This window comes from Pseudoalteromonas sp. SR43-5 (assembly GCF_014163835.1).
In the GTDB taxonomy this organism is placed as follows: domain Bacteria; phylum Pseudomonadota; class Gammaproteobacteria; order Enterobacterales; family Alteromonadaceae; genus Pseudoalteromonas; species Pseudoalteromonas distincta.
Genome location: NZ_JACJEA010000001.1, coordinates 62,419 through 84,530, shown reverse-complemented (window position 1 = coordinate 84,530; position 22,112 = coordinate 62,419). Strand labels below are relative to the sequence as shown.

General features: G+C 40.1%; 20 protein-coding genes. 15 read left to right on the top strand and 5 right to left on the bottom strand.

Annotated elements, in window-relative coordinates; all coding sequences use genetic code 11:
- The first annotated feature begins 48 nt into the window (after window positions 1-48).
- Entirely contained in the window at window positions 49-1,002 is a 954-nt protein-coding gene (locus H5090_RS00385) for a YihY/virulence factor BrkB family protein (RefSeq protein ID WP_182670939.1), read from the top strand.
- Window positions 1,003-1,005: 3 nt separating this feature from the next.
- On the opposite strand, the gene H5090_RS00380 is transcribed toward H5090_RS00385, so the two are convergent.
- Both H5090_RS00380 and H5090_RS00375 read right to left on the bottom strand, forming a co-directional pair.
- A complete protein-coding gene (locus H5090_RS00380; RefSeq protein WP_182694722.1) occupies window positions 1,006-1,890 on the bottom strand; it encodes a LysR family transcriptional regulator in 885 nt (294 codons plus the stop codon).
- Between the two features lie 88 nt (window positions 1,891-1,978).
- Window positions 1,979-5,083 carry an EAL domain-containing protein gene (locus H5090_RS00375; RefSeq protein WP_182694721.1) on the bottom strand — a complete coding sequence of 1,035 codons (3,105 nt, stop codon included), beginning with the start codon at window positions 5,081-5,083 and terminating at the stop codon, window positions 1,979-1,981.
- A gap of 201 nt (window positions 5,084-5,284) precedes the next feature.
- Between H5090_RS00375 and H5090_RS00370 the strand changes: the two genes are divergently transcribed.
- Window positions 5,285-6,127, top strand: coding sequence for a pirin family protein (locus H5090_RS00370; RefSeq protein WP_182694720.1), 843 nt, complete (start codon window positions 5,285-5,287; stop codon window positions 6,125-6,127).
- Between the two features lie 21 nt (window positions 6,128-6,148).
- The gene (locus tag H5090_RS00365; protein WP_182694719.1) at window positions 6,149-7,123 is read left to right on the top strand and encodes a glutathione S-transferase family protein; all 975 of its coding nucleotides are present in this window, start codon (window positions 6,149-6,151) and stop codon (window positions 7,121-7,123) included.
- A gap of 3 nt (window positions 7,124-7,126) precedes the next feature.
- Here the strand turns inward: H5090_RS00365 and H5090_RS00360 are convergent, their stop codons facing one another.
- From H5090_RS00360 to H5090_RS00350, 3 genes are read right to left on the bottom strand one after another with little or no spacing between them, the layout of a single operon-like run.
- Window positions 7,127-7,369, bottom strand: a complete 243-nt coding sequence (locus H5090_RS00360) for a hypothetical protein (protein WP_024596383.1) — start codon at window positions 7,367-7,369, stop codon at window positions 7,127-7,129.
- A 1-nt stretch (window position 7,370) separates the two neighbouring features.
- Entirely contained in the window at window positions 7,371-7,826 is a 456-nt protein-coding gene (locus H5090_RS00355) for a hypothetical protein (protein WP_182694718.1), read from the bottom strand.
- Between the two features lie 6 nt (window positions 7,827-7,832).
- On the bottom strand, window positions 7,833-8,171 hold the full coding sequence (locus tag H5090_RS00350; protein WP_182694717.1) for a DUF883 C-terminal domain-containing protein: 339 nt from the start codon (window positions 8,169-8,171) through the stop codon (window positions 7,833-7,835).
- A 496-nt stretch (window positions 8,172-8,667) separates the two neighbouring features.
- On the opposite strand from H5090_RS00350, the gene mraZ reads away from it, so the two are divergent.
- The 12 genes from mraZ to H5090_RS00290 are packed head-to-tail and all read left to right on the top strand — an operon-like array spanning window position 8,668 to window position 22,111.
- Window positions 8,668-9,126 carry a division/cell wall cluster transcriptional repressor MraZ gene (gene mraZ, locus H5090_RS00345; RefSeq protein ID WP_007582904.1) on the top strand — a complete coding sequence of 153 codons (459 nt, stop codon included), beginning with the start codon at window positions 8,668-8,670 and terminating at the stop codon, window positions 9,124-9,126.
- Window positions 9,127-9,154: 28 nt separating this feature from the next.
- Complete coding sequence (gene rsmH / locus H5090_RS00340; RefSeq protein ID WP_024606338.1) at window positions 9,155-10,093, top strand: 16S rRNA (cytosine(1402)-N(4))-methyltransferase RsmH; 939 nt, start codon at window positions 9,155-9,157, stop codon at window positions 10,091-10,093.
- Window positions 10,090-10,416, top strand: a complete 327-nt coding sequence (gene ftsL / locus H5090_RS00335) for a cell division protein FtsL (protein ID WP_002957986.1) — start codon at window positions 10,090-10,092, stop codon at window positions 10,414-10,416. Before rsmH ends, ftsL begins: the two co-directional genes overlap by 4 nt.
- Window positions 10,413-12,230, top strand: coding sequence for a penicillin-binding transpeptidase domain-containing protein (locus H5090_RS00330; RefSeq protein ID WP_182694716.1), 1,818 nt, complete (start codon window positions 10,413-10,415; stop codon window positions 12,228-12,230). The genes ftsL and H5090_RS00330 overlap by 4 nt, the downstream gene beginning before the upstream one ends.
- The gene (gene murE / locus H5090_RS00325) at window positions 12,223-13,701 is read left to right on the top strand and encodes a UDP-N-acetylmuramoyl-L-alanyl-D-glutamate--2,6-diaminopimelate ligase (protein ID WP_182694715.1); all 1,479 of its coding nucleotides are present in this window, start codon (window positions 12,223-12,225) and stop codon (window positions 13,699-13,701) included. The genes H5090_RS00330 and murE overlap by 8 nt, the downstream gene beginning before the upstream one ends.
- Complete coding sequence (gene murF, locus H5090_RS00320) at window positions 13,698-15,080, top strand: UDP-N-acetylmuramoyl-tripeptide--D-alanyl-D-alanine ligase (RefSeq protein ID WP_182694714.1); 1,383 nt, start codon at window positions 13,698-13,700, stop codon at window positions 15,078-15,080. Before murE ends, murF begins: the two co-directional genes overlap by 4 nt.
- Window positions 15,080-16,162: a phospho-N-acetylmuramoyl-pentapeptide-transferase gene (gene mraY / locus H5090_RS00315; RefSeq protein WP_002957990.1), complete on the top strand. Its 1,083-nt coding sequence runs from the start codon at window positions 15,080-15,082 to the stop codon at window positions 16,160-16,162. Before murF ends, mraY begins: the two co-directional genes overlap by 1 nt.
- Complete coding sequence (murD, locus tag H5090_RS00310; RefSeq protein ID WP_182694713.1) at window positions 16,163-17,497, top strand: UDP-N-acetylmuramoyl-L-alanine--D-glutamate ligase; 1,335 nt, start codon at window positions 16,163-16,165, stop codon at window positions 17,495-17,497. It begins immediately after the preceding gene.
- Window positions 17,494-18,669: a cell division protein FtsW gene (gene ftsW, locus H5090_RS00305; RefSeq protein WP_024606332.1), complete on the top strand. Its 1,176-nt coding sequence runs from the start codon at window positions 17,494-17,496 to the stop codon at window positions 18,667-18,669. Before murD ends, ftsW begins: the two co-directional genes overlap by 4 nt.
- Complete coding sequence (gene murG, locus H5090_RS00300; RefSeq protein ID WP_182692342.1) at window positions 18,666-19,742, top strand: undecaprenyldiphospho-muramoylpentapeptide beta-N-acetylglucosaminyltransferase; 1,077 nt, start codon at window positions 18,666-18,668, stop codon at window positions 19,740-19,742. The genes ftsW and murG overlap by 4 nt, the downstream gene beginning before the upstream one ends.
- Window positions 19,743-21,194 carry a UDP-N-acetylmuramate--L-alanine ligase gene (gene murC, locus H5090_RS00295; RefSeq protein WP_039485322.1) on the top strand — a complete coding sequence of 484 codons (1,452 nt, stop codon included), beginning with the start codon at window positions 19,743-19,745 and terminating at the stop codon, window positions 21,192-21,194. It begins immediately after the preceding gene.
- A complete protein-coding gene (locus tag H5090_RS00290; RefSeq protein ID WP_058154153.1) occupies window positions 21,191-22,111 on the top strand; it encodes a D-alanine--D-alanine ligase in 921 nt (306 codons plus the stop codon). The genes murC and H5090_RS00290 overlap by 4 nt, the downstream gene beginning before the upstream one ends.
- Window position 22,112: the final 1 nt, after the last annotated feature.

Genomic DNA, 22,112 nt, shown 5'->3' with positions numbered 1-22,112 from the left:
TGGCAAACATTTTGCTGTAGTAATGTAATACAAATATTGAGGTTTAGAATGAAAGAAGCTAAACGAGGACAGCAAGCTGAGCAGCCTGGTCATATCCCTTTTATAGGTTGGTGGGATATTGTTAAGCGCATTTTTAAGCAAATGAGTGAAGATAACTTATCTATAGTGGCAGCGGGTGTGGCATTTTATGCGTTACTTGCTATTTTTCCGGCCATTGCGGCGATGGTATCTGTGTATGCGTACTTTTCATCCCCCGCAGATATTAGTGATCATTTAAGTAAAATAGTTACTTTGCTCCCACCAAGTACCAGTGAACTAATTTTATCTCAGGTTTCTAGCCTTGCAAAAACATCAAGTGCAAGCTTGAGCTTAAGTGCAATCGGTACGCTTATACTTACTATTTGGAGTAGTTCTAAGGGCAGCCAAGCACTTATTACTGCGTGTAATATTAGTTATCGTGAATATGAAAAGCGTTCATTTTTTAAAGCTCAATTAGTACGCTTTTTATTTTCGGTAGGGGCGATTGTTGTCGCAATTTTTGCGTTATTAATTATTGGTATTTTACCTATTGTACTTAATTTAGTGGGACTAAAAGAAAGTATAGATTTATTAATTAAACTCATCTCTTGGCCATTATTAGCTTTTACCTTTAATTTTGCATTGGTACTTTTATATCGTTATGCCCCACATCGTAAACCGGCCAAATGGCGTTGGATCACGATGGGTTCGTCTATTGCTACTGTACTTTGGATTTTGGCATCTATAGGTTTTTCTTTTTATGTGTCGCGTTTTTCTAGTTACAACGAAACTTACGGCTCACTAGGTGGTGTAGTGATCATGTTGATGTGGTTGTATATCAGCGCTTATATAATCACATTAGGTGCTGTTATTAATGCAGCTACTGAGCAGCAAACAGGTAAAGACAGTACTATAGGCCCAGCTAAAGAGCGTGGGCAGCGAGGCGCCTATGTGGCAGATCACCTCGATGTAAAAAACGAATAGCTATTAGCTAAAGTTAGTGAGAGCTATAAGCTGCTCTTTAAACTCTTGTGCTGCAGGACCAAGCCTGTCGTTGTCGTTGCACATTAAATATAAATTAAGGGTACGGGTTGTACCTTGGTCTAAATTAAGTGGGATGAGCGTTTTATCTTCAATTAAATGTGCTATTTGTGTTTTTGGCAGCCAAGCGTAACCCAAATTTTGACTAACCATATCAATAGAGTTGCGTAAATGGCTGACTGTCCAGCGCATATCAGCACCTAACCAGCCATCATTGTGACTGGTGTGGGTTGCTGAGTCGCGAACTACTATTTGCCGGTGTAGCTTTAAATCGCGAAAGTTGAGTTGTTCAGTTTGTTGGTGTAATACATGGTCTTTATGCGCAACGGCTATAAACTCTATATCGCATAACGTACTGCAACTAATTCCATAGATAGGAATTGATGAAATGGCTAAATCAACCACTGAGTTATGTAGTAATTCGTTTGCACCGGTTAGCACGCTTTCTACTAAATCAATCTTTAAAAGCGAGTAAAGTTCACTCGTTTTAGCAAGTGCCTGGTATAAAATGGTGTGTGGAAAAACTTCATCAACAGCTATTTTTAATGTGCTTTCTACGCCTTCGCTTAGTGTGCTCGCTACCGATTCTATTTTAGTTGCTTCTTCAATTAAAAATTCAGCTCTGCGTAAAATTAGTTTACCGCTATCGGTTAAAAATGCTTTACGACCTTTTACTTCAAGCAACTTAATTTGCAAGGCGGCTTCAAGTTTTTGAACAGCATGGTGTACGGTTGACTGACTTTTATGTACAGCCGCACTTGCGCCTGCAAATCCGCCGTGATCCACAACCGCTTTAAACATTCGCCATTGCTCTAATGTTGCTTTTGCCATTTTTAAATCCTGTTACTACTTATATCTGATTGCTTAACTTGACCGCGCAGACGCATTATTTATTGCGTAACAGTAATTTTTTGTTTATTTATTTTAATAAAGCGACTTTTTTATCAGCTAGAAGTGCCATAAAACTGCTTTTATTTAAAGGTCTTGAAAATAAATAACCTTGTCCGTAATCACATCCGGCTTCAAGTAATAGCTGCATTTGTAATTTAGTTTCAATTCCTTCGGCGATTACTTTTAAGCCCAGTTGATGCGCCATAACAATTATTGCTTCACACAGTGCAAGTTCTTGACTGCCTACTTGGATATTATCAACAAAACGTTTATCTATTTTTAAATAATCGGTATCCATTTCTTGTAAGTAAGCGAGTGACGAATATCCTGTACCAAAATCATCAAGGGCAAGCTGCATACCTGATTTTACTATTTCTTTTAAGCGACGTTGCGTTAATGCTTCGGGGTTAATCATTAGGCCTTCAGTTATTTCTGCCACAATTGAGGATGCAGGTAATTTTGCAGCTTTTAGCATATCGTACCATTCATCTATACCACTCTCTGGCGTGGATAACTGCACTGGCGACACGTTTACACTTATTTGAAAAGTGTCATCGGTTAGGGTTTTTATATCGTTAAGCGTTTGCAAGGTTTGAGCAAATACAAATTGGCCAATTGCATTTATTTGCCTAGTTTCTTCAGCAAGAGGAATAAATGCGACAGGGCTAATTAGGCCTTTTTCGGGATGTTGCCAACGAATAAGTGCTTCAGCTTTATGAATATGTAAATCATTCAAAGCAACAATGGGCTGATAAAACAACTCAAACTGTTCAAGTTCAATGGCACTTCGTAAGTCTTTTAATAGCACCATGCGCGCGTGTGCATATTCGCGCATGTCAGCAGAGAAAAATTCAAAACAGTTACGACCATTACTTTTTGCTTTATACATAGCCTGATCGGCTGCCTTTAAAAGTTGTTCAGTATTTTCACCATCATTAGGGGCGCATGCTATGCCCATGCTGGCGCTAATAAATAACTCTTCGTTTTCAAGATGCAAAGCCGACGATAGGCTAAGCAAAATATTACTGGCAATTTGATTAATATGACGCGTACTTTTTATACGATTAAACACAATAACAAACTCATCACCACCAATACGTGCCACAAACTCAGCATTTTTTGCCGACTGGACTATACGCTGAGATACGAGTTTTAATAAGTTATCACCATAGTGATGGCCTAATGTGTCATTAATATCTTTAAAGTGATCTATATCTAAAAGCATGACAACCAATTGATTGTCGGGAGTAACAATGCTTGAAAATCGTTGATTTAATCGCTCCTTTAACTCTAAACGATTTGGTAAGTCAGTTAGGTGATCATAGTGAGCTTGTCGCCAAATTGTTTCATCGGCTTGTTTTTTCTCAGTGAGGTCTGTAAATATCGCGATTCGACGAATAGGTGCGTTGTTTGTATCATAAACCGTATCGATTGTGAGCCACTCAGAGTATAGCTGCCCGTTCTTTTTACGGTTAATAACCTCGCCTTGCCAGCGGCCTGTTTGCTGTAATTCAGACCACATTTTATTGTAAAAATTCTTATCATGTTTTCCTGATGAAAGAATTGAAGAGGAGCGCCCAATAACTTCTTCTTTATTATATAAAGTCGTTTTGCAAAACGCAGGGTTTACATCAAATATTATACCCGCTGGATCTGTGATTGCCATGCCTTCACTACTGTTGTTATACACTAGCGAGGCAAGGTGGAGTGCTTCTTCATTTATTTTTCGTTGTGTTATATCTCTTAGCACAACAACGTATTCATTTTTACTTTGCATTGCACTAATACGCGCTTCAAAGCTGCGTTTAGGATCTGATTTTTCGAGTGTAAATTCTAAATTACTCGAAACATCAAGCTTAGATAACTGCGATAACAAAAGCTGCACATTGTTGTGAGAAAGTATTGATGATAAATGAGGTACTGCAGTGCTGTTAGGATTTACTTGAGGCTTAAACTGCCCTGTTATGTTGAGAATATCGCCATGGATGTTAATTCTAACGTAGCTATCGGGCAGAGTATTAAGCAAGCTAGTAAGCTCATCGTGCTTGTTTTTTAAATTAGCCTCGGCGGTTAACCTAGTTTGCGCCATTGATTTAAAGCGCTGATAGAGAGTATTTAGCTCTGGATTATTTGGCTGTGTTTTTTGTGACGGCATTTCGCCCTTAGCCAACACGTTTGTTGCATTTGTTAGATTATTAATTGGGTCGATAATGCTGGTGTTAAGCAGCTTACGTGCAATTAAACATAGCACTAGCAGTGATAAAATAAACACACCAATCGCTATAAAAAAATTATTATTTATTTGCTTTAAAGCATGCGTAATAGGAAGTGCAATATGTATATTTAAGCTGTTATTACTCGGATCTTTATAAATAATAGAGTGATGAAGCATTCGATCTTCACCCTCAATAGATTTTATTTTTGTTGATGACTCATTATCAATCGAAGAATCAGTTGCTAATAAAGTCTTTGCAATATTATCGCCAAGGGCTGCAGTTGTTGGTGGGTAACGCGCTAAAATTTTTCCATTAGAATCAGCGATTGCAGCAATAGAGCCAGTCGGCAGTTCAATATTATTAAAAGCATTGTTCCACCAGTCAAGCGCAACAACGATAACTACAACGCCCTGAATTACATTTTTTTTATTAATGATAGGCAACGCAAAGTTAAGGGTGTTTTTTTGCAAGTTTCTATCGTGCTGAAAATAACCTACCGACAATTGGTTACTTTTTAAGGCATTTTGAAAATACGCACGATCTGCAATACTTATTGTTTTGGTTAATCCGCTTGTTGTACACATAACAATGCCATTTGGATCTATAATCCCGATATTGGCAACATGGGCATAAATAGCTCTAAATTGATTAAAATAATTAGGGCAGGACGTTGCTATATTTTCTTTCTTACTTTCCTCTTTAGCCAAATAACGCGCTAAACGGTCAATATCATCGACTAAGTGCTTTTGCTGTAAAATTAATTGCTTAGCAATGTTTTCTACTTTTTTTTCACTTTGCTCAATAGAGTGGTGGCGTTCAAGCAGCAGAGTAAAAATAATTACAGCGGTGCCCGGAATACTTAGCAATATAAGCAAACGATAAAGCTGATGTTTGAGAGAATAAGTAAAAATAACCATTCCTTAGTTTCGTATTTTGCAATAACAATTGTAGCCAAATTCACTCCAAATAACCATAGTAATTATAAGGTTGAAAATGTAACCAATGAATCAATGTCGTTCTATTTTTTAGAACCTTAAGCTCGATTTAAAGACATAGTTGTTTTGTTTAATGAATGATTTAATAGCCTCATAAACTTATTCTTTAGAGTGAATTAAAAAATGAAAATATCAAAAATACTTACAGCTTATGCAACTCAAGATGGCGATGGCGTGAGCATTAGCCGTATACCTGGGTTTGATGGTAAATATTTAGATCCGTTTTTGATGATTGATGAACTTAAGTCAGACGACAAAAAAGATTATATGGGAGGCTTTCCAGAGCATCCGCACCGAGGAATTGAAACGTTTACTTATATTCTAAAAGGTGGCTTTGAGCATCGTGACCAAATGGGTAACAAAGAAGCAATTAAAGCAGGCGATGTGCAATGGATGAGCACAGGGTGCGGCGTCATGCACAGTGAAATGCCACTCGCTGATGCTATAGATGGTCTGCATGGCTTTCAAATTTGGATAAACATGCCAAGCGCAGAAAAAATGCGTGATTCACGTTATCAAGATACGACTAAAAACCCAGCTCCTAGTTTTACAAATACGCAAGGCGTGACGTTAAAAGCACTTGCGGGATCGTGGCAGTTCGAAAGTGAAACGCTTGCAAGCGAGCTGCAAAGTTTAGCTGCTAATGCGGCGCTCGCTGATATTACATTACCTGCTGGTAAAAGCATTTATTTAGAGCCTCTTAGCCAACAAAAAGTAATGCTTTATATTCATAGCGGCTCACTAATAATGAGCGACTATCAAACAATACCAGCGGGTAAGTTACTTATTTTAGAACCAGGCAGTGATATTAATATTAGCTCTGAACAAGGCGCTGGCGTTTTGGTTTTAGCAGGCGATCCACTTAATCAGCCAATTGCTCATATGGGTCCGTTTGTAATGACGACGCAAGCTGAAGTACAGCAAGCAGTGCGTGATTATCAAAACGGCGAGTTTGGCAAAATATAACGGTATTTTTAGGAGAGTTTTATGGGATTATTAGTTAACGGCCAATGGCAAGATAAATGGTACGACACAGATTCAAGTAACGGTAAGTTTGAACGCGAAACGGCGCAGTTACGTCACTGGGTAACTGTTGATGGTAGCGCTGGAATAACGGGCGAGGCTGGTTTTAAAGCACAAGCGAACAGGTATCATTTATATGTGTCACTTGCGTGTCCTTGGGCGCATCGAACGCTTATATTTAGATCGTTAAAAGGACTGCAAGATTTAATTACGGTGTCGGTTGTTAGCCCTGATATGCTTGATAGTGGTTGGGCTTTTGATACGCAAAACCACAGTACTGGTGATGCTTTATTTAATAGTAACTACTTACATCAAGTGTATACAAAAAATAATCCTAAGTATTCCGGGCGAGTTACCGTACCCGTATTGTGGGATAAAAAGCTAAATAAAATTGTCAGTAATGAGTCTGCCGATATTATACGTATGTTCAATAGTGCATTTAATGAATTAACAGGTAATAACGATGATTACTACCCAGAGGCACTACGACCAAAAATTGATGAATCAAATGCGTTGATTTATCCAAATATAAATAATGGTGTTTATCGTACGGGATTCGCAACAACTCAAGATGCATACGAAGAGGCGTTTAACGATTTATTCAAAGCACTCGATAAAGTAGAAGGGATACTGAGCAAGCAGCGTTATTTAACAGGTAATAGGCTCACCGAGGCAGATTGGCGATTATTCACTACACTCATTCGGTTTGATAGTGTGTACGTTGGCCATTTTAAATGTAATTTACGCACAATTGAAAGCTATCCTGCATTGAGTGGATACCTTAGGGAGCTATATCAAGTTAAAGGAGTGGCTGAAACAGTTGATTTTTATCATATTAAGCGTCACTACTATTTTAGTCACACAATGATCAACCCAACACAAGTTGTGCCAAATGGTCCAAGTATTGATTACTTATCTGATCACGGTAGAAATGTTTAGCGCTTAAGCTATCAAGTTCACTAGCCAGCCGTATTTTCTTACGAAGCTGGTTTCGCTTTTACCCGCTTGTACTGCTGCACCTGCGATAAAGGCACTTGAAAGCCCAACTTTGGTTACGGCAAAACGCTTTAGTCTATATTGGAACGCTGCATGATGTTGGCGTTTCAATTCACTGCGCGTATCCATTTGCTTACTTAGAGCATCAACGTTTTCATTAGGTGCTTTAATTAAGTAGTTAACTAACATACTAATTTCCTTGTAAGTTAAATAGATGCTTTAAACTTTTAAGTGTTTTACTAAAGCCAATTTTATTGCTTAAGTAAACTGTATTTTTCCAAAGCCATATTAAACAAGCAACTTGTAGTAAAGTAGCTGTTGCTATACTTAGCCATACCGACCCAAAAACATCGTATACACCGTATCCAACAGCACCTAGAAATCCTGCCCACAACAAAACCAAACCACTGGCAAAGCATCCTAAAAATATAGTGATCAATGCAAGCGATCTAAGCGATAACCGCCATTCAGCTTTAGCAAGCTGGTGGGTGATCTTTCCTTGAGTTTGGTAATCATCCTTGAGCTGCTTAGAATACTCTAAAAGCATTGCAACATGATCTTGCCAATCGTCCTTTTGGCTATGTTGCTCAGTAGTTTGGTCTTGCGCATTACCATCCTTGGTTGCTGTTGTTTGTGGGTTATTCATCACTAATTACTTACGACTAAGTAGTGATGTGATTAACATACCCGCAGCAAAAGCAATACCCGCAGTTGCTAATGGATTTTCAGAAGCAAAAGCACGAGTTTTTGCAGTACATTCGCTTAGTTTTTCACGTGCAATAAGTTGTTTTTCGCTCAATGCATCTGCCGAGCTAGAAGCTCCTTTACGCACACTGCTTTCAGCTGTTGCAGCTTTGCTAGAAAGTGCATCTACAGCATCGTGCGCCGCTGATGTTGCTTTCTCTGTAAGAGGAGACTCAGTATTTGTTAGTTTAACGTCAGGCTTAACATCTGAAGTTGTATTTGGTTTCGTATTCGTTGCAGTAGCCATAATCAATCCTTAATAAGTTAAAAATTTAAATAGTGATTTAGATGATGCAATGATTAAACCAAACTTGTTATTTATTTTAACTGCCTGAATTTGAAAGGTTTTGTTTGTGTTTTTTAATTTTTGATAATTAGTATTTTAAAATAAACAGTAACTATTACTACACGGCTAGGTAAATTTTACAAAGAGGATAAAAACGCCTTAAAAATTGTAAATATTCATTGGTTATTCAGTAAGCAATGCATGTAAACAGAAAGTTATAAAAGCAAAGCTGATATTTTTCTTTACCTCAATCCCACTTTTTCCCACGTAATTCAAACGCTTCGCTTGAGCCCTTATTTTTTCTAGCTTTGAGACTCACTAAAGCTGGTCAGCTTACTTGACAAAATGGCTTGTCAAGCCCTAAACTGGAGCACTGTGGTAAAAAGTGGTTTTTAGTGGATCTCATTGGATAAAATAAGCAAAAAATTGAATAAAACAATTTCAAAGTAGGTTTTTTATGTTTCGTGGCGCGAGTTCACTGAGTTTGGATGATAAGGGGCGTTTTGCGGTACCGACAAAGTACCGAGAATCTCTGTTGTCTGAAGATCAGGGGACAGTTATTTGTACCGTCGCATTAAATGAACCGTGTTTATGGTTATATCCATTGGCTGAGTGGCTCGAAATAGAAAGCCGTTTAGCGAAAATATCTAATATGAATCCACGAGCTCGACGAATGCAACGTATGTTGCTAGGTAACGCTACAGAGTATCAACTTGATAAAAATGGTCGAATTTTGCTTGCGCCGTCATTACGTGCCCATGCATCTCTTGGCAAAAAAATCATGCTGGTTGGTTTGATGAATAAGTTTGAAATTTGGGACGAGGCGCGTTGGCACGAGCAAATGCAGCAAGATACTGAGCTTGAAAGGCTTGGTGATTTTGAACCTAACCAAGATTTAGATAATTTTACACTCTAACGGCACAAAAAAAGGCACACAATAGCTAATGACAGCGCAATTTGAACACGTATCCGTATTAATGGATGAGACCATCGATGCCCTTGCAATTAAGCCTGACGGTATATACATGGATGGTACATTTGGACGTGGTGGCCACTCTGGGCAAATTTTAGCACGCCTTGGTGATGAAGGTCGCCTGCAAGCAATTGACCAAGATCCACAAGCAATACAATCAGCTGAAAAATTTGCTGATGACCCACGTTTTGCAATTGCACATACTCGCTTTTCAAACCTATACGAAGTAGCACAGCAAAACGATCTAATTGGTAAAGTCGATGGCATTTTATTAGACATTGGTGTTTCGTCACCACAATTAGATGACGCTGAGCGTGGCTTTAGTTTTATGAAAGACGGCCCACTCGATATGCGTATGGACCCTACAACAGGTCGCAGTGCAGCACAGTGGTTAGCAGAGGCTGAGTTGGATGATATTACCCACGTAATTAAAAAATTGGGCGAAGAAAAGTTTGGTAAACGCATTGCACACAAAGTACTTGAAGTTCGTGAGCACACGCCAATCACAACTACCAAGCAGCTTGCTGACCTTGTTGATGAAGCTGTACCGGTAAAAGATAAGTTTAAACACCCAGCTACCCGTACTTTTCAGGCTATTCGTATTTACATTAATAGTGAGCTTGAAGAGATTCAAACTGCGCTACAGTCTGCAGTTAAAGTGCTAAAGCCAGGCGGACGTTTAGTAGTGATTTCGTTTCATTCTTTAGAAGACCGTATTGTAAAACAGTTTATTAGAAAACAGAGTAAGGGAGAAGCATTACCCAGAGGTCTGCCTTTAACTGATGCACAAATAAATAAAAATCTGACGTTAAAAGCAGTGGGTAAAGCTATTAAGCCAAGTGCTGCAGAAGTAGAGCGTAATCCACGTTCTCGTAGTTCTGTACTTAGGATTGCACAGAGGTTGGGATGAGTAAAAAAGCGAGCTATCGGCAACCTAATTTATTCTTTGAAATATTAAAAGGCCTAGGAGCTAATAAGCTAACCTCGGCCTTGTTGGTTGTGATATTCGCTTCTAGTTTAGCTGTTGTGCAAACAACCCACTTAGCTCGTGGCCAACTTATACAGCAAGATCAATTATTACAAGAACGCGATGAGCTCGATTTAGAGTGGCGCTACTTACTTGTTGAAGAAGAATTTTATTCGCAACATGCACGCATTGAAGAAGTAGCTACATCACAATTGAAAATGAAAAGACCTACGAGTCAAGATGAGCAGGTAATAATAGTACAATGAGAAATAGAGGCAAAAAACCAGTCACTAATTTAATCACATGGCGCTTTATGCTGGTGTGTGCAGTTGTGTTTATGGTGTTTGTAACACTCGTATCTCGCGCTGCTTATTTACAAGTAATAGAACCTGATAAAGCACGGTCAGAAAGTGACAAACGTACCGTGCGCGTTGAAAAACTACATGTGCAACGCGGGATGATTTTTGACCGTAATGGTAAAGAGTTAGCGGTAAGTGTGCCTGTTGTAAGTGTATATGCTGATCCTAAAGCATTGCACAAGTCGCTTGTCTCTAAAGTAATTAAACAAGCACGTAAAAGCGGCGAAGATCATTTATCTTTAGCTGAAAATACCGCTGAGCTTGATAAGCGTACCGCACTTTATTATAAAAACGATTTACGCTGGCGTGAGCTTGCAGATGTATTGCGCATTGATACTAAGAAGATTAACTCTCGACTATTAAACGATCCCTCGCGTCGCTTTGTTTATTTAAAGCGCCAAGTTACTCCTGCTGTAGCAAATTATATTGGCGATTTACGCCTACCAGGTATTCATTTACTAGATGAATCTAAACGCTATTACCCCGCCGGTGAGGTTACCGCGCATGTTATTGGTTTTACTAATATAGACGGTAAAGGCATTGAAGGTATTGAAAAGCTATACGAAAACGCTTTAACGGGCGAGGAAGGCCGCCGCACTATACGTAAAGACGCACAAGGGCGTGAAGTAGAAGTGCTTGACGAGCGTGAGCGCGTAGAGCCAGAAAGTATAGAACTAAGTATTGACCAGCGAATTCAAGCTATTGCCTACAAAGCTGTAAAATCAGCTGTACTGACTTACAAAGCCACATCGGGCTCAGCTATGGTAGTTGATGTTAAAACCGGTGAAGTGCTGGCAATGGTAAATAGTCCTTCATTTAATCCAAATAACTTAAGCGATGCTGCACCTCATAAGCGTCGTAATCGCGCAATTACAGATTTGTTTGAACCAGGCTCAACTGTTAAGCCTCTAGCCATTTTAGCTGGGCTAGACTACGGCGCCATTCAGGCAGATGACACGATTGATACCTACCCAGGTTGGATGCGTTTAGGTGGTAGTTTAGTTAGAGATACTCGTAATCACGGCGAACTAACACTGCGCGAAATACTAAAGTACTCCTCAAATATGGGGGTTGCGAAGGTTACTCAGTTAGTGCCTAAAGATTACCTTGTTGGCTTATATCAAAAAGTAGGCTTTGGCAGTGACACCGGTACTGGAATGGTAGGTGAAAGCAGCGGTTTGTTTTATCCAAATCGTCGTTGGTCTGACTTTGAAATTGCCACTTTATCATTTGGTTATGCAATTTCGGTAAGTACTGCGCAAATGGCGCGCTTTTATACCATGTTAGGCGCTGGTGGAGTTAATCGACCACTGACTATTTTAAAGCAAGATAATATACCTGAAGGCGAACGTATTTTTAAACAAAAAGACGTAGAAGCCGTAGTCCACATGATGGAAAGTGTATTTGAAAAAGACGGTACTGCTCGCAACATAAAAGTTGATGGGTATCGTGCTGCCGGTAAAACAGGTACATCTAAAAAAGCCGTAGCAGGTGGTTATGGTGATGAATATGTAGGTTACTTTGCAGGTGTAGCACCGGCAAGTAATCCTCGTTTAGCCGTGGTAGTTATGATTAATGAACCAGGTGGTGATGTGTACTATGGAGGTGCCACCGCTGGCCCTGCATTTGCAGAAATCATCTCTAACGCATTAAGAATATTAAACGTAGCGCCTGACAAGGAAGAGGTTGCGTACGTACAAGGTAAAGATAACGATGCGTGATTTAAAGGATATTTTAAAATACATCGAAATAGATGCGCCCTCGCAACTGGTAAAGCATTTACGCCTTGATAGCCGTGAAGTAACGCCAGGTGATGTATTTGTTGCTATTAAAGGCCATACACTTGATGGCGGACAATTTATTGCTAAAGCAATTGAAAATGGCGCAATAGCTATCATTGCTGACAGATTATGTGAATTTGAAAGCAGTTTTGAGCCACTGTATTTAGTCTCAGAGCTTGATAAAAAGCTTCCAGAATTAGCTAGTCGCTTTTATAGCCAACCAAGTCAGACTCTTGATTTAATTGGTGTAACAGGTACAAATGGTAAATCGACTACCACAGCAATGATTGCCCACTTAGCGCAATTTTGTAGTACTGATTCGGCTATTATAGGCACTTTAGGTTATGGCCATCCTGATAACTTAATTCCACTGATAAACACTACGCCTTCAACAGTTGATTTACAGCATATTTTGAGCGATTTAAATTCGCATCATAAAAAGCTGGTAGCCATGGAAGTATCATCTCATGGGTTAGTGCAACAACGCGTTGCTAAATGTCAGTTTAAAGCGGCTGTGTTTACTAATCTTTCGCGCGATCACTTAGATTACCATGGTGATATGGCAAGTTACGGTGATGCGAAATTAATGCTTTTCCGTGATTTTGAGCCGCAAGTTGTAGTGCTCAATCAAGATGACTTTCAAGCTGAGCAATGGCTTGAAAAGTATGATTTTAATAACCTAATTTGTTATGGCCGCAAAAACTTAGCTCCTAAGAATGCCCGATACGTTTATTTTTCTGATGTTGAATATTCAAGTGAAGGTATTTCGGCGCAGTTGTCGACAAGTTGGGGTGATATTTCAATTAAATCGCCTCTGTTTGGCGAATTCAACTTATATAACTTAACGGCAGCGCTCGCTACATTACTAGGGCTAGGTTATCCGCTTGAACAACTAGTTGCTGGTTGTGCGCAGTTACAGCCAGTCGCTGGTCGAATGCAAGCTTTTAGTCAAGCTGGCATGCCAACGTGTGTTGTTGATTACGCCCATACACCCGATGCACTTGCACTTGCATTACAAGCATTGCAGTTGCATGTGCCAGGTGGTGTAAGTTGTGTATTTGGTTGCGGTGGCGACAGAGACAAAGGTAAGCGCGCATTAATGGCGCAAGCTGCAGAGCAAAACGCTAATAAAGTGATTATTACCAGCGATAACCCTCGAACAGAAAATCCTGATGACATTATTGCAGATGTAGCAGGCGGTCTAACCCATCCTCAAAATGCACATTTAGAGGCTGATAGAGCAACTGCAATTCGTTTTGCTATAGAAAATGCTACAGCTGATGATGTTATTTTGATTGCAGGTAAAGGCCACGAAGATTATCAAATTATAGGCGATAAGCGCATCGACTTTTGCGATCGCCGCTATGTACAAGAACAACTAAAAAAAGCAGTAAGAGGGATAACACAATGATCCCAATGGATTTTGATTGGTTAGCTAATGTGCTAACAACTGATTATCAAGGTGATAATCAACACGTGCTAAATATAAATACTGATACTCGCACAGTGTGCGATGGCGAAGTGTTTTTAGCACTTAAAGGGCCAAATTTTGATGGCCATAAATTTATAGCTGAGGCTAAACAAAAAGGCGCTATAGGCGTTATTGTTCAGCACAAAGTTGATGTAGATATTCCACAATTTATAGTAAGCGATACACGTATTGCACTAGGTACAATTGGCACTGCTGTTATGGCACAAGTGGCGCCTAAAACAATTGCAATTACAGGGAGTGTAGGCAAAACCACCGTAAAAGAAATGTGTGCGGCAATTTTGTCGGTTCACGGTGATGTATTAGCTACTAAAGGTAATTTTAACAACGATATTGGCGTCCCTCTTACGTTATTGCGCTTAGAGCCTCAACATCGTTTTGCTGTTATTGAGCTAGGTGCAAATCACTTAGGTGAAATTGCTTACACAACGGCAATGACAAAACCAGATGTGGCCGTTGTATGTAATGTTGCAGCAGCTCACTTGGAAGGTTTTGGTAGCTTAATGGGCGTTGCAAAAGCTAAAGGTGAGATTTTTGATGGCCTAAAAGATGACGGCGTTGCCATTGTTAATTGCGATAGTGAATTTAGCCAGTATTGGTTAGATAAACTTGAAGGGCGTAATGTTAAGCGCTTTTCTACAACAGAAAAACTAGACATTTGGGCTGAGAACATCACGCTTGATGCCAATGCACGTGCAAGCTTTACGCTTTGCACTAAAAACAAGCAAGTGCCTGTTACTTTGGCACTACCTGGTAAGCATAATATTAGTAATGCACTTATCGCTGCGGCGCTGACCAGTGAATTTGATGTAACCCTTGAAGAAATAGCCAATGCACTTGCCACAATGGGTGATGTAAAAGGGCGCGTTAATTTAATTGAAGTGTCTGATTTACTTACCGTGGTTGATGACACCTATAATGCCAATGTTAAGTCGGTAAAGGCTGCGATTGACTTGTTAAGTGATATGCAAGGTCACCGCATTTTTGCACTCGGAGATATGGGTGAGCTTGGTGAAGATGCACGTAAGTACCATCAAGAAGTTGGCGAGTATGCACTTGAACAAGGGATTGATGAGTTATTTACATTAGGCGTGTTAAGTAAATACGCAAGTGATGTGTTTGAACTCCCTAATCGTCACTTTTCGAGCCGCGAACAGATGCAGCAAAAAATTCAAGAAAGTATTAATAAAGTGAATAAAAAAACAACAATAGTAGTGAAAGGATCGCGCAGTTCTCGCATGGAATTATTAGTAACCGATTTAGTTAATGGCCAGCAACAAGCCATCAATGGAGTATCATAATGTTAGTTTGGCTGGCAGAGTATTTAACACAGTATTTTAGTGGTTTTCATGTTTTTTCGTATTTAACGCTACGTGCCATTTTAGGTATTTTAACTGCGCTAATTATGTCTCTTTATTTGGGGCCTAAGTTAATTCGTGGTTTGCAACGTATGCAAATAGGTCAAACAGTTCGCGACGATGGCCCGCAATCGCATTTGTCTAAATCGGGTACACCGACTATGGGTGGCTTACTTATTTTAGCGGCTATTTTTACCAGCACGCTACTTTGGGCCGATTTATCAAATAAATATGTGTGGGCAACACTGTTTGTAATTGGCTCATTAGGTATTGTTGGCTTTGTTGATGATTACCGTAAAGTTATTCGCAAAGACCCAAAAGGTTTAATTGCTAAGTGGAAGTACTTTTGGCAATCGGTCATTGCATTAGTTGTAGCTACTGCTTTGTACTTTACCAGTGCACAAGCATCTGAGACATCACTTGTTGTTCCATTTTTTAAAGACGTATTACCGCAATTAGGTTTGTTTTATATTGTGCTTACGTACTTTGCGATAGTAGGTACATCAAACGCAGTAAACCTGACCGATGGTTTAGATGGCTTGGCGATTGTGCCAATTATTTTGGTGGCTGCAGCATTGGCAATTATTGCTTACTTAACAGGTAATATTAACTTTTCGGCTTACTTACATATTCCACATTTACCGCTGGCGAGTGAGCTTGTGGTTGTGTGTACTGCCATTGTGGGCGCAGGGCTTGGCTTTTTATGGTTTAACACTTACCCAGCACAAGTATTTATGGGCGATGTTGGCTCATTAGCACTTGGTGGCGCATTAGGTATTATTGCTGTTTTAGTACGCCAAGAATTACTGCTTATTATTATGGGCGGTGTATTTGTAATGGAAGCACTATCGGTAATATTACAAGTGGGGTCGTATAAATTACGCGGTCAACGTATTTTTAGAATGGCGCCGATTCATCATCATTATGAATTAAAAGGTTGGCCAGAACCTCGCGTTATTGTGCGCTTTTGGATTATTTCTGTTGTGCTAGTGCTTGCTGGTTTAGCTACTTTAAAGATTCGATAAATGCAGTATTTAAACGAGATAAAAAACAAACAAATAGCAGTGCTCGGACTCGGTGTAACCGGTCTGGGCATTGTGCGTTTTCTATTATCTCATGGCCTCGCCCCCAAGGTCGTTGATAGCCGAGCAACCCCGCCGGGGATTGATTGGTTAAAAGAGCATGCTCCAAATCTAGATACCCACTTTGGTAATTTAGATGACGCTGAGCTTTGTTCAAGCAATATGATTATTATAAGCCCTGGGCTTAGCTTAAAAATACCAGCTGTTGCAAATGCAATTAACGCAGGTGTTGAAGTGATTGGCGACGTTGAGTTATTTGCACGTATTAATACAAAACCGGTTGTTGCTGTTACGGGCTCTAACGGTAAATCAACCGTGGTTACGCTCGCTTATGAAGTATTAAAAGAAGCCGGCTATAAAGTTGCTTTGGGTGGGAATATTGGCACAGCGGTGCTTGATTTACTCAACGATGATTTTGATGTGTATGTACTTGAGTTATCTAGTTTTCAGCTAGATACCACAACGAGTTTAAAACCTGTGAGTGCAACGGTATTAAATGTGTCAGAAGATCACCTTGACCGATACGACAGTTACCAAGCTTATATAGACTCAAAGCTAAGTATTTATGACGGTGCAGAGCTTATTGTTGTCAATGCCGACGATATTCAAACACATCCAGTTGAGCGTGGTACAACCCCCCTAATCAGCTTTGGTGCTCAACAAGGTGATTACCATTTAGCGCAGCATAATGGCGAAACTCATTTTATGCTTAAAGGCGATGCCTTTTTACCTGTTGATACGCTTGCGGTAGTGGGTAAGCACAATTATTTAAATACGCTTGCAGTAATGGCGCTTTTAAGTCCGTTTGAAGTAAGTAAAGATCAATATAAGAACGCGTTAGGTCAATTTAATGGGTTGGCTCATCGCTGCCAATTTGTAGCTGAGCTTAACGGTGTAAAGTATTTTAACGATTCAAAGGCAACGAATGTTGGAGCGACCATTGCTGCAATAGATAGCTTGGCTAGTGATGGTGAAAACCTGATTGTTATTGCAGGTGGCGATGCTAAAGGCGCTGATTTAAACGCACTTAAACCCTACATAGAACAGCATGTAAAAGCATTAATTTGTTTTGGTAAAGATGCAAGTGACTTAGCTGCGATTACCAATAAAAGCTATTTAACTAACAATATGGAAGAAGCCGTTGCTTTGGCCAACGTACTTAGTAGTACAGGCAATATTGTTTTGTTAGCACCTGCATGTGCCAGCATTGATATGTATAACAACTATATGCAGCGCGGTGATGACTTTATTCAATGTGTTATGGCAGGGCAACTATGATTGCTTTTGCCGATATAAGAGATGCATTAACACCAAAACCTTCAGGTCAGTTGTATGATGTACCGCTGCTGTACTGCGTAATTATGTTAATTGGTGTTGGTTTTATCATGGTAACCAGCGCTTCAATGCCGACCGCTGAGCGGTTATTTGATGACCCATACCATATTACTATTCGCCACAGCATGTTTTTGGCAATGTCTTTTGTGCTTTTTTGGATAAGTGTTTGTGTGCCAATGGATTGGTGGAAACGTTCCAACCCTTATTTATTAATACTAGGCATGGTGTTGTTAATAGCGGTATTGATTGTTGGGCGTGAAGTGAATGGTGCTAAACGATGGATACCTATTGGCCCTGTTGGTTTTCAGGTTGCTGAGGCCGCTAAATTATACTTTTTTAGTTATATTGCGGGTTATTTGGTAAGAAAACGCGAAGAAGTACAAGAAAATATTAAAGGCTTTGCCAAGCCAATAGCTGTATTTGCAGTGTATGCGCTGCTTATTTTGCTGCAACCTGATTTAGGCACAGTGGTTGTTATGTTTGTAACAACGGTTGGTTTACTGTTTTTAGCTGGCGCTAAATTATGGCAGTTCTTTGTACTTATTCTAACTGGCGTCGGTTTGGTTGTATTACTGATTATTGTTGAACCATATCGAATGGCGCGTGTTGTCGGCTTTTTAGACCCTTGGGATGATCCTTTTGGTAAAGGTTATCAGTTGGTTCAATCGCTAATGGCTTATAGCCAAGGTGGTTGGTTTGGCCAAGGCTTAGGTAATAGTGTACAAAAATTGCAATATTTACCTGAAGCGCATAACGATTTTATTTTTGCTGTAATAGGTGAAGAACTTGGTTTAATAGGCGTTGTAAGTATTTTAATGGTATTAGCTACTTTAGTATTTAGAGCGTTATTAATAGGCCAACAAGCGCTTAAGTGTGGCAAAGAATACGAAGGCTATTTTTCGTTTGCCATTGGTATTTGGTTTGCATTTCAAACCATGGTGAATGTAGGTGCGAGCGCAGGTATTTTGCCAACTAAGGGTTTAACCCTGCCATTTATTTCTTATGGTGGTTCAAGCTTGTTAATTATGACCATTGCCACGGGCATTTTATTGCGTGTTGATTTTGAAACCAAAATGGCAACCAAACAAGCCACCTCACGTGGAGGCAAGCGATGAGTAAAAAATTAGTAGTAGTGGCTGGTGGAACTGGCGGACACATTTTTCCTGGTATTGCAGTGGCTGATTATTTAAAACAGCAGGGCTGGCAAGTTAGCTGGATTGGCACACCAGATCGAATGGAAGCAAGCGTTGTACCTAAGCATAATATAGATATTGATTTTATTAATGTAAAAGGTGTTCGTGGTAACGGATTAAAACGTCTTATTAAAGCCCCATTCATGGTAGTTAATGCAGTATTGCAAGCGCGTAAGGTATTGAAAGAACAGCGCCCTGATGTAGTACTCGCAATGGGCGGTTATGTTACGGGACCCACGGGAATTGCCGCAAAGAGTTTAGGTATTCCGTTAATTATTCACGAGCAAAACGCTGTAGCGGGTATGAGCAATAAACTGCTAGCTAAGGTGGCTACACGTGTATTAGCAGCATTTCCAAGTGCTTTTGCACAGGGTCAAGCCGAGCTAGTAGGTAACCCAGTTCGCCAAAGCGTTATGAATATAGCCAAACGCGATGTATCAAGCCCTATTAATATTTTAGTAGTGGGCGGCTCGCTCGGTGCACAAGTGCTTAATCAAACATTACCAGAAGCATTTAAAGTACTAAATAATACAGCTCCTATAAGCGTATGGCATCAAACAGGTAAAGGTCATTTATCTACTGTAGAAACAGCTTATAAAATGCATGGCTTTGCGGATGGTAATACAAAAATAGCTGAATTTATTGATGATATGGACGCGGCGTATAGCTGGGCTGATATTGTTGTTTGCCGCGCTGGTGCATTAACTGTTAGCGAAATTGCAGCAGCAGGTAAAATGGCTGTTTTTGTTCCTTTTCCACATGCCGTGGACGACCATCAAACAGCAAACGCACAATATTTAGTGATGGCTAATGGCGCATTATTAATGCCACAAGGGCAGTTTAATAAACAATCAATTGTTGAACTATTAAGCCCATATTTAGCCCAACCTTCATTAATTACTGAAATGGCTACAAATGCAAATAAACAAGCCATTTTAGATGCCACAGCAAGCGTAGCAACGCACTGTGAGCAAGTAACAAATAAGAGAAAATAAGTGAAAGAAACGTCAGTACAAGAAAAACACACGCGCCCAGCAATGCGCCGAATAGAAACCATTCACTTTATTGGTATTGGTGGAGCCGGTATGGGCGGTATTGCTGAAGTACTCGCTTTTGAAGGCTACCGTATTACAGGTTCTGACATTGCTCATAGCGCTATGACAGATCGCTTAATTAAAGCCGGTGCTGAGGTATTTATTGGCCATCATGAAAATAACGTGAAAGATGCCAATGTAGTGGTTGTTTCAAGCGCGATTGATGAAACAAATCCTGAAATTATTGCAGCTAAAGCCGCAAGAATCCCTGTTGTGCGCCGCGCAGAAATGCTCGCAGAGCTAATGCGTTTTCGCCACGGTATAGCGATTGCGGGAACGCATGGTAAAACAACGACAACAAGCCTAATTGCAAGTATTTATGGACAAGCAGGGCTCGATCCAACTTTTATTATTGGTGGCTTGTTAAATAGCGCAGGTAGTAACGCAAAAGTAGGTAAAAGTGATTTTTTAATAGCAGAAGCTGATGAAAGCGATGCGTCGTTTTTACACTTGCAGCCAATGGTCTCGGTCATCACAAATATTGAAGAAGATCACATGGATACTTATGGCGGCAGTCTTGAAAAAATGAAAGACACGTATGTCGATTTCATTCATAACTTGCCGTTTTATGGTTTAGCTGTTGTATGTATTGACTCTGAAGTTGCAGCTGAGCTTATCCCGCGCTTTGGTCGCCCAGTTATTACGTATGGCGAATCGAAGGATGCTGATTATCGCATGAGCGACTTTAGCCAATCAGCTAATACGTGCACATTTACAGTAACTAACAAGCAAGGTGAGTGTTTAACTGCCACGTTGAATATGCCAGGTAGACACAACGCACTTAATGCAACCGCTGCGATTGCTGTGGCAAAAGATCAAAACATTGCGAATCATGCAATTTTAGAAGCGCTGCAGAAGTTTGAAGGTATTGGTCGTCGTTTTCAGCACTATGGTGAATTTGAAAACGAGCGTGGCAATGTGATGTTAGTTGATGATTACGGGCATCATCCTTCAGAAGTTGCAGCAACAATTGCAGCAGTACGTGAAGGTTGGCCTGATAAGCGTTTAGTAATGGTATATCAACCTCATAGGTTTTCTCGTACACGCGACTTATACGAAGATTTTGTAAAAGTTCTTGCTGATGTAGATCAGTTACTATTGCTTGATGTGTATAGCGCAGGTGAAGATCCTATTGTAGGGGCCGACAGCAAAAGCTTATGCCGTAGCCTTCGCCAACGTGGCAAAGAGCCGCTGCACGTAGCAACAAATGCTGAGCTTGCAGGTGTTTTGGCCGCAAATTTACAAAACAATGATTTAGTATTAACCCAAGGCGCTGGTAATATAGGTCAGTTAGTTAAAACATTAGCTGCAACGGGTATGTCGATAGAAAAACTTAAGCAAGGTGAAGTATGACTCAGGTAAACACACAATTTGGTAAAGTAGCGGTACTGCTAGGTGGTAACTCAGCAGAGCGTGAAGTGTCTTTACGATCGGGTCAGGCTGTTTTAAATGCGCTGCAAAATAGTGGTATTGATGCAATTGCATTTGACCCACAAAGTCGTTCTTTGTGGGAGTTAAAAGAATTAAATGTAGATCGCGTTTTTATCGCTTTGCATGGCCGTGGTGGCGAAGACGGCACAGTGCAGGGAGCACTTGAATTTATGGACTTGCCTTACACGGGCAGTAATGTACTAGGTTCAGCACTTGCTATGGATAAAGTACGTTGTAAGCACTTATTTAAATCAGCGGGTTTAAGCACTGCACCTTATACCGTAGTTGATGCTAAAAAAGGCTTTGATGCTGCAGCCATTATGGATGAATTTAAAAAGGTCATGGTTAAGCCATCGCATGAAGGTTCAAGCATAGGTATGGCGCAAGCAAGTACAACACAAGAGCTTGAAGATGCACTAGCTAATGCATTTAAGTTTGATAACCAAGTACTTGTAGAGCAGTGGATCACTGGTCGTGAATTTACAATCACGGTGCTTGGCGACGATGTACAACCAGTCATTGAGATGACGACACCTAATGGCTTTTACGATTACCAAGCTAAGTATCAATCAAATACAACCCAGTATCATTGCCCTGCAGATTTATCAGAGCAAGATACTAAGTACTTACAAGCCATATCGCTAGATGCGTTTGATTTAGTGGGTGCAAGTGGTTGGGGTCGTGTTGATGCTATGCAAGACGAGCAAGGGAATTTTTACCTGCTTGAAGTGAATACAGTACCAGGCATGACTGAAAAGTCACTAGTACCGATGGCTGCAAAAGCGAACGGGGCAACTTTTGAGCAATTAGTTGTTCGCATTTTAGAGCAAACGCTTTAAT